The organism is Tepidimonas fonticaldi, assembly GCF_001675355.1.
GTDB lineage: Bacteria > Pseudomonadota > Gammaproteobacteria > Burkholderiales > Burkholderiaceae_C > Tepidimonas > Tepidimonas fonticaldi.
Genome location: NZ_LZDH01000065.1, coordinates 38,681 through 51,938 on the forward strand (window position 1 = coordinate 38,681; position 13,258 = coordinate 51,938).

Below are 13,258 nucleotides of genomic sequence, written 5' to 3' on the forward strand. Positions count from 1 at the left end.
TCACGCCAGCCCCAGCACGCGCTGGCGGCGCTCCATCATGCGCCAGATGAAGGGGGTGAAGATCAACTGCATCGCCAGTTCCATCTTGCCCCCGGGGATGACGATGGTATTCGCCCGGCTCATCCACGATCCGTCGATCATCGACAACAGGTAGGGGAAGTCGATGCCCTTGGGCTTGGCGAAGCGGATCACGACCATGCTCTCGTCCGCCGTGGGGATGTCGCGCGCGATGAAGGGGTTGGAGGTGTCGACGACCGGCACGCGCTGGAAGTTGACGTGCGTGTGCTGGAACTGCGGGCAGATGTAGTTGACGTAGTCCGGCATGCGGCGCAGGATGGTGTCCACCACCGCCTCTTGGCTGTAGCCGCGCTGGGTTTTGTCGCGGATCAGCTTTTGGATCCACTCCAGGTTGATGGACGGCACGACACCGATCAGCAGGTCCGGGTACTGCGCCACATTGACGGTGTCGGTGACGACCGCGCCGTGCAGCCCCTCGTAGAACAGCATGTCGGTGTCGGGCGGCAGGTCTTCCCACGGCGTGAAAGTGCCGGGCTCCTGGCCGTAGGGTTCCGCCTCCTGCGCGTTGTGCAGGTATTTGCGGCTGCGGCCGCGCCCGGCCTCGGCGTAGGTTTTGAAGAGGTTTTCCAGCTCCTCGAACAGATTGGCCTCGGGCCCGAAGTGGCTGAAGTGGCGGTTTCCGCTCGCCTCCTGCTCGGCCATCATGGCCTTCATCGTGCGGCGGTCGTAGCGGTGGAAGCTGTCGCCTTCGATGATGGCAGCACGCACGCCCTCCCGGCGAAAGATGTTCTGGAAGGTGCGCGTGACGGTGGAGGTGCCGGCGCCGGACGAGCCGGTGATGGCGGTGATGGGGTGGCGTTCGGACATGGGGACGGCTCCGATCCAGGGGGATCAATCGCGAAACAACGAGCGCTCGGCAAACAGCGGGTTGCCATCGCGCAGGGGCACGGGGTCGCGGTGGTAGCGCTCGATGCGCTCGACCTCCTCCCGCGAGCCGAAGACGAAACCGATGCGCTGGTGCAGGCTGTCGGGCTGCACGGCAAGGACGGGCCCGTGGCCGGTGCTGGCCCGCCCGCCAGCCTGCTCGATGATCATGCCGATCGGGTTGGCCTCGTAGAGCAGGCGCAAGCGGCCCGGTTTGGCGGGATCGCGCGTGTCGCGCGGGTACAGAAAGACCCCGCCGCGCATCAGGATGCGGTGGGCCTCGGCCACCAGGGAGGCGATCCAGCGCATGTTGAAGTCGCGCCCGCGCGGACCACTGCGGCCGGCCAGACACTCGTCCACATAGCGCTTGACGGGCGCCTCCCAGAACCGGCTGTTGGAGGCGTTGATCGCAAACTCCTGCGTCTGCGCCGGCACCTGCAGATGGGGGTGGGTGAGTTTGAACTCACCCAGACTGGGGTCGAGGGTGAAGCCATGCACACCCGTGCCCACCGTCAGAACCAGCATCGTGGATGGGCCGTAGATCGCATAACCGGCCGCGACCTGGGCGGTGCCGGGCTGCAAAAAGTCGTCCACCGTTGCGTCGCGCCCGCTCTCCACCGCATCGGCCGGTGCGCGCAGGACCGAAAAAATGCTGCCCACCGAGACGTTGACATCGATGTTGCCGCTGCCGTCGAGCGGATCGAAGACGAGCAGATACTTGCCCCGGGGAAAGGCGGGCGGGATCTGGTGCGGGGCTTCCATCTCCTCCGACGCCATGGCGGCCAGGTGGCCGCCCCATTCGTTGGCGCGGCAAAAAATCTCGTTGCTGAGCACGTCCAGGGGCTTTTGCTCCTCGCCCTGCACGTTGATCGAGCCGGACTGCGCGCCGAGCACGCCGCCCAGCGCGCCGAAGGCAACGCTGCGCGCGATCGCCTTGCACGCCAGCGCCACGTCCAACACCAGGGCATTGAAGTCGCCGCTGGCGCTGGGGTGGCGGCGTCGCTCCTCGATCAGAAACTGGGTGAGCGTGGTGCGTCGGGACAGGGGCATGGGGGCACTCTCGGGTATCGGTTGGCGCGGGAAGACGGGACGCTTACGGAACGCTCGGCGCGCTCAGGCCGCCGCGGCCGGCTGGGCCAGCGCAGCGGCGTGCCATGACTGCAGATCGGCCAGCGTCACCCCCGCCAGCGAGGGCAAAACGCGTAGCGCGCCCGCGAAATCGTGGTGCGCCGTGAAGGTATTGGGGGTGACCACGGTCGCCAGCCCGGCGGCGTTGGCGGCTTGCAGGCCGTTGGCCGAGTCCTCGAAGGCCAGGCAGCGCTGGGCCGGCAGGCCCAGGCGCTGCAGCGTCTGGCGGTAGACCTGCGGGTGGGGCTTTTTGCGCGGCGCGGTGGACGCATCCTCCACCACCGCGAAGATTTGCCGCCAGTCCTGCCCGATCGCCGCGCGCAGCAGGGCCGCGATGTTGACCGGCGAGGTCGTGGTGGCGATCGCCAGCTTCAGCCCGGCGGCGCCGGCCGCTTCGACGAGGGCGAGCACCCCAGGGCGCAGTTGCACCGCACCGTCGAGCACCGCCTGTTCATAGACCGCCGTCTTGACCTCGTGCAGCCGGTCGATCAGGGCCTGCAGGGCCGTGCCGTCGATGTCCTGCACCTGCGGGTGCACCTGCTGCCAATAGTGGCGCAGGCGCTCCTTGCCGCCGGAGACGGTGAGCAGCTCGGTGTAGAGCGCCTCGTCCCAGTGCCAGTCCAGCCCCTCGGCCGCGAAGGCCGCGTTGAAGGCCGCCAGATGGGCATGCTCGGTATCGGCGAGCGTGCCGTCGACGTCGAAGATGAGCGCAGACAGCATGGGGAACCTCCGGGACGCCGGCGGGCCCCGACGGGCCGCGCTTCCGGTGTCTGGCACCAACTATAAGTATCCGATTACATAAGGTAAATTCACGATTGTTTGTTATTCGATTCAGCTTTTACTTAATATCATGCGCAACGCCACCTTCCGCCAGCTCCGCGTGTTTGCCGAGGTGGCCAAGCACCTGAGCTTTGCCCGGGCAGCGGAGTCGCTGCACCTCACGCCCCCGGCCGTGACCATGCAGATCAAGGAGTTGGAGGGGCACGTCGGGCTGCCGCTGTTCGAGCGCCAGGGGCGGCGCGTGTCGTTGACCACGGCCGGCGAGTACATGCTGGTCTATGCCCGCAAGGTGCTGGCGACGCTCAAAGACGCCGAGGACGCCGCTGCGCGCCTGCAGCGGCTGGAGGCCGGCACGCTCACCATCGGTTTGCTGAGCACGGCGAAGTACTTCGTGCCGGCGCTGTTGGCCGAATTCACCCGCGAACACGCCGGGCTGGACGTGCGCCTGGCCATCGGCAACCGCGAGCAGCTCGTGCAGATGTTGCACAACGCCGAGGTCGACATCGCCATCATGGGCCGCCCCCCCAACGAGTTGAATGTGCGGGCCGAGCCTTTTGGCGCCCATCCCCACGTTTTCGTCGCCCCCACCGATCACCCGCTGCTGCGCATCGGGCATCCGACGGTGCAGTCGCTGCTGCCCTATGGCTTCATCGCGCGCGAGCACGGCTCCGGCACGCGGGCGGTGTTCAATAGCTTTTTCGAGCGGCACCGGTTGGAGCCCCGCATCGTGATGGAACTGCCCGGCAACGAAGCCGTCAAGCAGGCGGTGATGGCGGGGCTGGGGCTGGGCCTGCTGTCCCTGCACACCCTGCGCGTGGAGCTGCAGCACGGGCTCATCGCACGGCTGGACGTCGAGGGCACGCCCGTGGTGCGGGCTTGGCACGTGGTGCACACGCTGGCCAAGCTGCTGTCGCCCGCGGCGGAAGCGTTTCGGTACTTCGTGCTGGAGCAGGGTGAACGCTTTTTGGCCGAGCGCTACGGCGCGCTGCTGCCGCTGGAGCCCGCAGGCTGAAGCCGCCCTGCCGCGACGCTGAGCGCGGCACGGCGCAGCACGGCCAGCAGTGCCGGTCCGTAGGCGATCAACGCCAGCCCGCCCAGGATGAGCGGCATGGCCACGAACACCCAGCCCGTGACACGCTCGCCGCCCAGCCCCACGCCGATGGCCAGCGCCACCAGGGGATTGACGAACGAGTAGCTGCCCGCCAGCGCCACGGACGTGTGGTGCAACAGCCACAAATAGCAGTTGAGGGTGACCAGCGTGCCCATCACCACCAGGTAGCCCCACGCCAGCCACGATGCCGGCGTCACCGCCGACCAGTCCACGCTGCGCGCCCCGGGCTCGGCCAGCCAGGCCACCGCCACGCCCACGGCGCCCCCGATCAGCCACTGCGCGCCCGAAGCCATCGCCGGGGCTGGCAGCGCCAGGCGGCGCGAGGCATACGACCCGATGCTCCAACACAGGGGCGCGGCAAAGGCGAACAGCGCGCCCAGCGGCGTGGCGCCAAAGTCGCCTTCCAGTGCCAGCAGCCCGGCGCCCACCGCCCCCAGCGCCAGCCCGGCCCAGCTCGTGCCCGGCACGCGCTCGCCGCCCAGTCGCGTCCACAACGCCAGCCACATGGGCATGGTCGTGACCACCGTGGCCATGAGGCCGGAGCCGATCCCCTGATGCTGCGCGAGCACGACCAGGGCCATGGCGGCAAACGCCATCAGCGTGCCGATCAGGGCGCAGCCGGCCCATTCGCGCCGGGTCGGCCACGCCTGCCCGCGCCACTGCGCCAACGCCAGCATCACCGCCCCGGCGATGAGGAAGCGCGCCCCGTTCATGAGGACTGGCGGCAGCGTGCGCATGGCCACTCCCAGCGCGTAGTAGGTGGTGCCCCAGACGATGTAGACGATGGACAGGGCGGCGAGCAGGCGCCACCGCCCCACCGCGGGACTGGAAAACGTTTGCATGATCGGTTGCCTGATCGGATAATTTCCGGCCATCGACGGCCGTGCCGTATTTTGACCGACAAACGACCGCCATGCAAGCAAATATTCAGCTCGATGACATCGATATCGGAATTCTTACGGCCTTGAGCGCCGACAGCCGGCGTTCTTATGCCGATGTGGCCAACGAGGTCGGCCTGTCCACCGCCGCAGTGCACGAACGGGTGCGCAAGATGGTCGAGCGCGGGGTGATCGAGCGTTTTTCGCTGCGCATCGACCCGCAGCGGCTGGGGCTGCACTTCACGGCCTTCGTCGCGATCCGCAACGACGGCGGCGTCCACTGCCGGGAGGTGGCCCCGCGTCTGCGCGAGATGCCCGAGGTGCTGGAGCTGCACAGCGTGGCGGGGGAGTACGACTTCGTCGCCAAGATCCGCACCACGCACGCCCGGGCGCTGGAAGACCTGCTCTACCAGATCAAGGCGATTCCGGGCGTGGCGCGCACCACGAGCACCGTGGTGCTCAACACCGAGTTCGAGGACCGGCCGCTGCGCCGTCCGGCCGCGCCACCGGCGACGGGGAATTGACCCCTAACATTGCCAACCGCTGCCCCGGTGTCGACCGGCAGCCGCCGGCATCGCCGCGTCACGCCAGGCCGCGGCGCTGGCGCCACAGGCGCACCTGGGCAGCGGCATCGGCCGCCCGGCGCAACACGACGACGCCCGGCGGCAGTCGGCGTGGGTCGCGGACCGCCCCGGCCCCGCCGATCCACAGCTCCACCGTCGCCGCCAGCCCCTCGCGCAACTGCGCCACGGTGTCGATGACCTCGCGCCGGCTGGCGTAGTCGCTGTAGCTGAGGGCGACCACGTCGGCCCCCGTCCGCGCACTGGCGTCGATGATCTCGGCCACCGGCGTGCACGCGCCCAGCGGCAGGCGGTCGCAGCCCTCCAGGGCCAGAAAGCACTCCGCCATCAGCAACCCGAGCTGGTGCTGCTCGCCCGGGGCCGTGGTCAGCAGCACGCGCGGCGGCCGCGGGCCGGCGGGGTTGGCCTCGTCGGTGCGGGCAATGGCCTCGCGCAGCGTGGCTTGCACCGCCTCGGTGAACAGGTGCTCCTGGTACACCCCGATCTCGCCGCGCAGCCACGCGTGGCCGACCGCCACACACAGCGGGGCGACCACCGCCTCCACGGTCTGGGCGAGTCCGCGCGTGCGCACCGACTCGCGCAACGCCTCGCGCAGCCGCAGGGTCTGGTCGTGGCGCAGCCACGCCATCCAGGGCGCCAGCTCGTCCACGGCCGGACCGCTCGGCGCGCCACCGTCGTCGGGCGAGCGCTTCAGCAAAACCGACCCCCGCACCACCGCCGACGCCGCGAGGGCCTCCAAAGCCTCGCGCGGCAGGCCCACCACCCGACCGGGGCGGTGGCCCGCGTCCAGCAACCGCCGAATCAGGCGCAGCCGGCCCAACTGATCGGCGTCGTAGAGCCGGTCGCCGCGCTCGTCGCGCCGCGGCACGGGAAAGCCGTAGCGGCGCTCCCACACGCGCAAGGTGTCTTTGCCGATGCCCGTTTCGCGTTCCACATCGGCGATGGCCCACAGGGCCGCCGGCGCGCCGGTGGAGGACGAGGGGGACGGGGAAGCAACATCCATGACGGGAACCTGCGCGTGCACGTTGGGTCCACGTAGCATACAATTGGTTTTGTCTAGGACAAAATAGCGTGCGGATCCGCTCCCGCGCAGGAGGTTGCAGATGAAGGTCGCCATCGTCGGATCGGGCATCTCGGGCCTGGCGGTCGCGCACCGCCTGCGCCCACACGCCCATGTCACCCTGTTCGAGTCCAACGACTACTTCGGCGGGCACACGCACACGGTGGACGTGACCCTGCCCGATGCGCAGGGCCACCCGGTCACCCATGGCGTGGACACGGGCTTTCTGGTGTTCAACGAGCGCACCTACCCGAATCTGATCGCGCTGTTGGCGGAGCTGGGCGTGCCGACGGCGCCATCGGACATGTCGTTTTCGGTGCAGGTGCCGGCCGGCGCGCACGGCCCGGCCCTCGAATGGGGCGGCGCATCGCTGGCCACCGTGTTTGCGCAGCGGCGCAACTGGGTGCGTCCCCGGTTTTGGGGGATGCTGGCCGAGCTGCTGCGCTTCAACCGCCTGTGCACCCGGCTGGCCGAACAGGGGCGCGACGCCGATCTGCAACAGCCGCTCGGGGAGTTTTTGCAGGCGCACGGCTTTGGCGCGGCATTTCGCGACTGGTATTTTTTGCCGATGATCGGCTGCATCTGGAGCTGTCCGACCGACCAGATGCTGCGCTTTCCCGTGGCCACGATGATTCGCTTCTGCCACAACCATGGACTGCTGCAGGTCAACGACCGGCCGCAGTGGTACACGGTGGCCGGGGGGGCGCGGCAGTATGTGGAGCGCATCGTCGCGCGCATCCCGGACGCCCGGCGCGCCACGCCGGTGCGCCGCATCGAGCGGGACGTGGCCGGCGCCACCGTGTTCACCGACGCCGGGGCCGAGCGCTTTGACGAGGTGGTGATCGCCACCCACAGCGACCAGGCCCTGGCGCTGCTGGCCCACCCCAGCGCCCAAGAACGGGCGGTGCTGGGCGCCATCCGCTACCAACCCAATCGCGCCGTGCTGCACACCGACACTGCGGTGCTGCCCCGGCGGCGGGCCGTCTGGTCGGCCTGGAACTACGAGCGTGCCCCCGACGCGCAGCGCGAGTCGTCGCAGGTCTGCTTGCATTACTGGCTGAACGTGCTGCAGCCCCTGCCCTTCGCCCAGCCCGTGGTGGAGTCGCTCAACCCCGTGCGGCCGATCGCAGCCGACCGCATACTGGCCGAGTTCGAATACCACCACCCCGTCTTCGACGGCCCCGCGATCGGGGCGCAGCGCGCCGTGCCGCGCCTGCAGGGGCATTGGCACACCTGGTACTGCGGCGCGTGGACCGGCTACGGCTTCCACGAGGACGGTCTGAAGGCCGGGCTGGCCGTGGCCGATGCGCTGCAGGCCCGACTGCTCACTCAGCGGGCCGCCGCCTGAGCGGGTGTGCCCGAGGACGAGCCGATGCCCACGATACCGGCGACCCCCGCCCCCGAACACGCCGACCCCGTCTGGATCGGCGAAGGCTGGGTGCGCCACCGGCGGTTGCGCCCGCGCGAGCACGCCTTTGCCCACCGCACCTGGTTTTTGCTGCTGCCCATGCACCGGCTGGCCGAGGCGGCGGCCGAAGCCGGGCTGGCCGTCAACCGCGCCGCGCCGATCAGCTTCCATGACCGCGACCATGGCGACGGGCGCGGCCCGGAAGCGGGCGGCGCCCTGGCCTGGCTGCGCGAGCTGCTCGAGCGCCACGGCATCGCCGATGCCGATGGGCCGGTCTGGCTGCACACCTATGCGCGGGTGTTGGGGTACACCTTCAAGCCGGTGAGCTTTTGGTACTGCCACCGGGCAGACGGATCCCTGCGCGCCATCGTCGCCGAGGTCAACAACACCTTCGGCGAGCGGCATTGCTATTTGCTGGATGCGCCGGCCTGGGGCCGAACGCTGCAAGCGCGCAAACGGTTCCATGTCTCGCCGTTCTGCCGCGTGAGCGGGGGGTACGGCTTCCGGTTTCTGCGCACGGCACCCGTCGATGGGCAGGCGGGTCGGACCGTGGTGCGCATCGAGCACGAGGACGACGACGGACCGCTGCTGCTGACCAGCGTCAGCGGCCACCTCAGCCGCGCCACCCCCGACCGATGGGCCGCGTTGCTGTGGCGCTACCGCTGGCACAGCGTCGCCGTGATCGTCCGCATCCACTGGCATGCCTGGGCCCTGTGGCGCAAGGGCGTGGGCTTTTACCGCAAGCCGCCCGCCCCCACCGAATGGGTCACCGCGCAAACCGCCACCCCGCCGCACGCTTCACCGAGAGGAACCCCGCCGTGACGTCCATGGTCGCCCCGCCGGTCCCCCCCCACAGCCCCACGGCGCTTTCGGCCGCGTTGGATGGGGCCCCATCCGCCGCCCGAGCGGCCTTGCGGCTGCTGCAGCGGTTGCGCCACGGCCTGCTGGAACTGCAGGTGCCCGGCGGGCAGACGCTGGTGTTCGGCCAGACCGGCGCCGCCCACGAGCTGCGCGCCCGGCTGGAGCTGCGCAACTGGTCGGTCGCCGCCGCAGCCCTGCGCAGCGGCGACATCGGCTTTGCCGAGACCTACATCGCCGGCGACTGGACCACCCCCGATCTGGCGGCCGTCTTGCGTGTGATGCTGGCCAACCGGCAGGCCCTGGAGGACGTCATCCACGGGTCGTGGGCGGGCCGGCTGCTCTACCGCCTGCGGCACCTGCTGCGCCGCAACACCCGCAGCGGCAGCCGGCGCAACATCCATGCCCACTACGACCTGGGCAACGCCTTCTATCGCCTGTGGCTGGACGAGACGATGACCTACTCGTCCGCCTGGTTCGAGGGCGACGCGGGGCGCGACCTGGCCAGCGCGCAGCGCGCCAAGATCGCGCGGGCACTGCGCATGGCGGGGGCGACGCCCGGTGCGCGCCTGCTGGAAATCGGCTGCGGCTGGGGCACCCTGGCCGAGACGGCGGCGCGCGATTTTGGCGCCCGGGTGACCGGCGTGACGCTGTCCACCGAGCAGTTGACGCATGGCCTGCAACGGCTGGCCGCCGCGGGCCTGGGCGACCGCGCCGAGCTGCGGTTGCAAGACTACCGCGACGTGGCTGACGGCCCCTACGACGCCATCGTCTCGGTGGAAATGATCGAGGCCGTGGGGCGCGAGTACTGGCCGACCTACTTCGACGCCCTGCAGCGGCTGCTGCGCCCGGGCGGTCGCGCCTGCATCCAGGCCATCGTCATCCAGGACGCGCTGTTCGAGCGCTATGTGCGTTCGACCGATTTCATCCAGCAGTACATCTTCCCCGGCGGCTGTCTGTTGAGCCCTGCGGCCTTCCACGAGCAGGCGCGCCGCGCCGGTCTGCAGGTGGTGGACACCCTGGCCTTTGGGCGGGATTACGCCGAGACCTGCCGCCGCTGGCGGCGGGATTTTCTGGCGCGCCGCGAGGCGGTGCTGGCGCTCGGCTTCGACGAGCGCTTCGTGCGGCTGTGGTCCTTTTACCTGGCGTATTGCGAGGCCGGCTTCGACGCCGGGGACATCGATGTCGTGCAGTACACGCTGGTCAAACCGTGACGGGGCCGTCTGGGCGCTGGTGCTTGCCTGTCTGATCGGGACACCCGCCTGGGCGAGCACGCCCATCTCGGCGGAGGGCTCCGCGAGCACGAGCCCTGCCACTCCCGCCGCCCCTGCCGTGGGTGAGCTGTTGCCCGGTGCGGTGCGGGTGGGCGAAGGGACGCTGCGCTTTCTGGGATTCGCGGTCTACGACGCCCGGCTGCTGGCCCCGCCGGGCTGGCGCGCCGAGGCGCTGGGGCGCACCCCGCTGGCGCTGGAGCTGACCTACCGGCGGGCCTTCCGCGGGGCGGACATCGCCCGCCGCTCGCTGGAGGAAATGCGCCGCGCCGGCCCGATCCCGGCGGCGGACGAAGCGGCCTGGCTGGCCGCGATGCAGCGGATCTTTCCCAATGTCGGCCCGGGCGACCGAATCACCGGCGTGTGGCAGCCCGGCGCCGGCGCCCGCTTCGTGTTCACGGGCGCTGATGGGCAGCGGCGTGCCCTTGGCGACGTGGCGGACGCCCGCTTTGCCGAGCGGTTTTTCGGCATCTGGCTGGCGCCCTCCACCTCCGAGCCGGCGTTGCGCCAGGCCCTGCTGGGCCCCTCGGCCCCCATGGCGACGCCATGAATGCCGTGCCGCTGTCCATTGGCGACGGCTGGCGCTACGGCCTGCCGGGTTTGCCGCTGGCTTTTGCGGCGCTGCCGCTGTACGTGCACCTGCCGCACCACTACGCAAGCCTGGGGGTGCCGCTGGCCACCCTGGGCGGCGTGCTGCTGCTGGCGCGAGCCTTCGATGCGCTGACCGATCCCTGGCTGGGCCGTTGGCTGGACGGGGTGTTCCACGCCGGGCCGTCTGCCGTGCTGCGCCGGGCCTGGCCGGTGGCGCTGGTGCTGTGGCTGGGTCTGCTGGGGCTGCTGTTCCCGCCCGCGGCCGTGCAGGGGCATCTGGCGGCCTGGGCGCTGGCGGGGGCCATGGTCACGACGCTGGCCTACAGCGTGCTGGTCATCGCCCACCAAAGCTGGGGCGCGCGCCTGGGCGGTGATGGCGCACGCCAGGCGCGCGTGGCGGCCTGGCGCGAGGGCTGCACCCTGGCCGGGGTGGTGGTGGCCTCGATGCTGCCCACGCTGGCCGGCTGGACGGTGACGCTGGCGGTGCTCGGGCTGGCCTTGCCCATCGCCCTGCTGGCCTGGGGCCGCGGCCCGCGCCCGGGGGCGGTCCCGGCACCACCGCCCCCGACCACAGCCCAGTGGGGAAACGACTGGCGCTTGCCCTGGCGGCGCCCGGCGTTTCGGCGCCTGATGGCGGTGTTCGTCCTCAACGGGCTGGCCAGTGCCATGCCAGCCACGCTGGTGCTGTTTTTCGTGGCGGACCGGCTGCAGGCCCCCGAATGGCAAGGGGCGTTTTTGGCGGGGTATTTCGTCGCGGCGGCGGCTGGCATGCCCGTGTGGCTGGGCGCGGTGCGCCGGGTCGGTCTGGCGCGCGCGTGGCTGGCCGGGATGGGGCTGTCGATCGCCGTCTTTGCCTGGGCCGCGCTGCTCGGCCCCGGGGATGGGTGGGCGTTTGCCCTCGTCTGCGTGCTGTCGGGCCTGGCGCTGGGCGCCGATCTGGCGCTGCCTGCCGCGTTGCTGGCCGGCGTGATCGCCGACGCGGGCGACCGCGGCCGGCACGAGGGCGCCTACTTCGGCTGGTGGAACCTGGCCGCCAAAGGCAACCTGGCCCTGGCGGCCGGGCTGGCCTTGCCGGCGCTGGCGCTGCTGGGCTACACCCCGGGCACGCGCGACGCGGGCGGACTGCAAGCCCTGACCGTGGCCTACGCGGTGCTGCCCTGCGCCATCAAGGCGCTGGCTGCGTGGCTGCTGTGGCGCGGGTGGGTGCGCCGCCCCGACCCCAGCGCCGCGGGTGCCGCCTCCCCCGTCGCACCCCCGGTCTGATACCCCCTCTTTGCGGAGTCCGTCATGCGCTCGCTTCCCGCCCCCCGCTTCTCGCCGAGCATCTCACCGCGCGTGTTGCGGTCGCGCCTGCGCTCTGGGCTGCTGGCCACCGGCGCCGCCCTGCTGCTCGGCGGCTGTGCGTCGCAACAGATCGAGTCCTACGCCGCCGAACAGCCGGCGCTGGACCTCAAAACCTACTTCGACGGGCGCTTGGTGGCGCACGGCATGTTCCAGGACCGCAGCGGCCAGGTGGTGCGGCGCTTCATGGTGGAAATGACCGGCACCTGGCAAGGCAACCAGGGCGTGTTGGATGAGCGCTTTACCTACAGCGACGGCAAGACCGAGCGGCGCGTCTGGCGCCTGATCGACGACGGCAACGGCCACTACCGCGGCACGGCCGACGACGTGGTGGGCGAAGCCAGCGGGCAGGTGCGCGGCAATGCCTTCCATTGGCGCTACACCCTGCGCCTGCCCGTCGATGGCAAGGTGTACGAGGTGCAGTTCGACGACTGGATGTACCGCATCGACGAGCGCATCGTGCTCAACCGGGCCGAGATGCGCAAATTCGGCATCCGGCTGGGCGAGGTGACGCTGGCCTTCACGCGGTTGACGCCATGAGCCTGAATCCGCCCCTGCGCGACTGGGCTGGCCGGCGCGTCTGGATCGTCGGCGCCTCCTCCGGCATCGGCCGGGCCGTGGCCGAGGCACTGCACGCCCGCGGCGCGACGGTCCTGGTCTCCGCGCGGCAGGCGGGCGCCCTGCAGGCTTTCGCCGATGCGGCGCCGGGCCGGTACGCGCTGCCGCTGGACGTGACCGACCGGGCGGCGGTGGAGCGGGCCGCGGCGAACGCGTTTGCGGGTGGGCCGCTCGATCTGGTGCTGTTCTGCGCCGGGCACTACCGGCCGCAGCGGGCCACCGCCATCGATACCGACGAGCTGCTGCGCCACCAGCGCGTCAACGTGGAAGGCGCGCTGCACTGGGTGGGCGCCTGCGTGCCACACCTGCTGGCGCAGGGCAGCGGCCACCTCAGTCTGGTGGGCAGCGTGGCCGGCTACCGGGGCCTGCCGCAGGCCCTGGCCTACGGGCCCACAAAGGCCGCGCTGGCCCATCTGGCCGACGGGCTGTTTTTGGACCTGCGCCCGCGCGGCATCGGCGTCAGCCTGATCAGCCCCGGCTTCGTGGCCACGCCGCTGACGGCGCAAAACACATTTCGCATGCCCGCCCTCATCACGCCCGAGCAGGCCGCCGACGCCATCCTGCGCGGCTGGGCACGCGGGGCTTTCGAGATCCACTTTCCCCGGCGCTTCACGGTCTGGCTGCGCGCCCTGCGCTGTCTGCCCGATCGCTGGTATTTCGCCCTCGTCCACCGCGCCACCGGCCTTTGACC

The 13,258-nt window shown here is 70.7% G+C and carries 14 protein-coding genes; 9 read left to right on the forward strand and 5 right to left on the reverse strand.

Features of this window, described 5'->3' with window-relative positions; genetic code table 11:
* The 3 genes from A9O67_RS10420 to A9O67_RS10430 all read right to left on the reverse strand — a co-directional run bounded on the left by A9O67_RS10420 (window position 1) and on the right by A9O67_RS10430 (window position 2,790).
* Window positions 1–885, reverse strand: coding sequence for a phosphoribulokinase (locus tag A9O67_RS10420; RefSeq protein ID WP_068610072.1), 885 nt, complete (start codon window positions 883–885; stop codon window positions 1–3).
* A gap of 24 nt (window positions 886–909) precedes the next feature.
* The gene (locus tag A9O67_RS10425; protein ID WP_068610074.1) at window positions 910–1,992 is read right to left on the reverse strand and encodes a class 1 fructose-bisphosphatase; all 1,083 of its coding nucleotides are present in this window, start codon (window positions 1,990–1,992) and stop codon (window positions 910–912) included.
* 63 nt (window positions 1,993–2,055) lie between these two features.
* Complete coding sequence (locus tag A9O67_RS10430; RefSeq protein WP_068610076.1) at window positions 2,056–2,790, reverse strand: HAD-IA family hydrolase; 735 nt, start codon at window positions 2,788–2,790, stop codon at window positions 2,056–2,058.
* A gap of 130 nt (window positions 2,791–2,920) precedes the next feature.
* Here A9O67_RS10430 and A9O67_RS10435 point away from each other — a divergent pair, with 130 nt between their 5' ends.
* Window positions 2,921–3,862, forward strand: coding sequence for a LysR substrate-binding domain-containing protein (locus A9O67_RS10435; protein ID WP_068610078.1), 942 nt, complete (start codon window positions 2,921–2,923; stop codon window positions 3,860–3,862).
* Here A9O67_RS10435 and A9O67_RS10440 read toward each other — a convergent pair.
* The gene (locus A9O67_RS10440; RefSeq protein ID WP_068610080.1) at window positions 3,826–4,803 is read right to left on the reverse strand and encodes an EamA family transporter; all 978 of its coding nucleotides are present in this window, start codon (window positions 4,801–4,803) and stop codon (window positions 3,826–3,828) included. The two genes, A9O67_RS10435 and A9O67_RS10440, sit on opposite strands and share 37 nt — an antisense overlap.
* A gap of 71 nt (window positions 4,804–4,874) precedes the next feature.
* Here A9O67_RS10440 and A9O67_RS10445 point away from each other — a divergent pair, with 71 nt between their 5' ends.
* Window positions 4,875–5,363, forward strand: a complete 489-nt coding sequence (locus A9O67_RS10445) for an Lrp/AsnC family transcriptional regulator (RefSeq protein WP_197484476.1) — start codon at window positions 4,875–4,877, stop codon at window positions 5,361–5,363.
* Between the two features lie 58 nt (window positions 5,364–5,421).
* On the opposite strand, the gene A9O67_RS10450 is transcribed toward A9O67_RS10445, so the two are convergent.
* Window positions 5,422–6,423 (reverse strand): MerR family transcriptional regulator, encoded by a 1,002-nt coding sequence (locus tag A9O67_RS10450; protein WP_068610081.1) that lies wholly within the window; start codon window positions 6,421–6,423, stop codon window positions 5,422–5,424.
* A gap of 100 nt (window positions 6,424–6,523) precedes the next feature.
* Here A9O67_RS10450 and A9O67_RS10455 point away from each other — a divergent pair, with 100 nt between their 5' ends.
* The 7 genes from A9O67_RS10455 (at window position 6,524) to A9O67_RS10485 (ending at window position 13,256) form a co-directional block, all read left to right on the forward strand.
* On the forward strand, window positions 6,524–7,828 hold the full coding sequence (locus A9O67_RS10455) for an NAD(P)/FAD-dependent oxidoreductase (protein ID WP_068610083.1): 1,305 nt from the start codon (window positions 6,524–6,526) through the stop codon (window positions 7,826–7,828).
* A gap of 24 nt (window positions 7,829–7,852) precedes the next feature.
* Entirely contained in the window at window positions 7,853–8,710 is an 858-nt protein-coding gene (locus tag A9O67_RS10460) for a DUF1365 domain-containing protein (RefSeq protein WP_068610623.1), read from the forward strand.
* A 5-nt stretch (window positions 8,711–8,715) separates the two neighbouring features.
* Window positions 8,716–9,960 (forward strand): SAM-dependent methyltransferase, encoded by a 1,245-nt coding sequence (locus A9O67_RS10465; RefSeq protein ID WP_068610085.1) that lies wholly within the window; start codon window positions 8,716–8,718, stop codon window positions 9,958–9,960.
* 118 nt (window positions 9,961–10,078) lie between these two features.
* The gene (locus A9O67_RS10470; RefSeq protein WP_068610087.1) at window positions 10,079–10,567 is read left to right on the forward strand and encodes a chalcone isomerase family protein; all 489 of its coding nucleotides are present in this window, start codon (window positions 10,079–10,081) and stop codon (window positions 10,565–10,567) included.
* Window positions 10,564–11,871: an MFS transporter gene (locus A9O67_RS10475; protein WP_068610089.1), complete on the forward strand. Its 1,308-nt coding sequence runs from the start codon at window positions 10,564–10,566 to the stop codon at window positions 11,869–11,871. The genes A9O67_RS10470 and A9O67_RS10475 overlap by 4 nt, the downstream gene beginning before the upstream one ends.
* Window positions 11,872–11,895: 24 nt before the next feature.
* Window positions 11,896–12,489 (forward strand): DUF3833 domain-containing protein, encoded by a 594-nt coding sequence (locus A9O67_RS10480; RefSeq protein WP_082955524.1) that lies wholly within the window; start codon window positions 11,896–11,898, stop codon window positions 12,487–12,489.
* Window positions 12,486–13,256 carry an SDR family NAD(P)-dependent oxidoreductase gene (locus A9O67_RS10485; protein WP_068610092.1) on the forward strand — a complete coding sequence of 257 codons (771 nt, stop codon included), beginning with the start codon at window positions 12,486–12,488 and terminating at the stop codon, window positions 13,254–13,256. Before A9O67_RS10480 ends, A9O67_RS10485 begins: the two co-directional genes overlap by 4 nt.
* Window positions 13,257–13,258 lie beyond the last annotated feature (2 nt).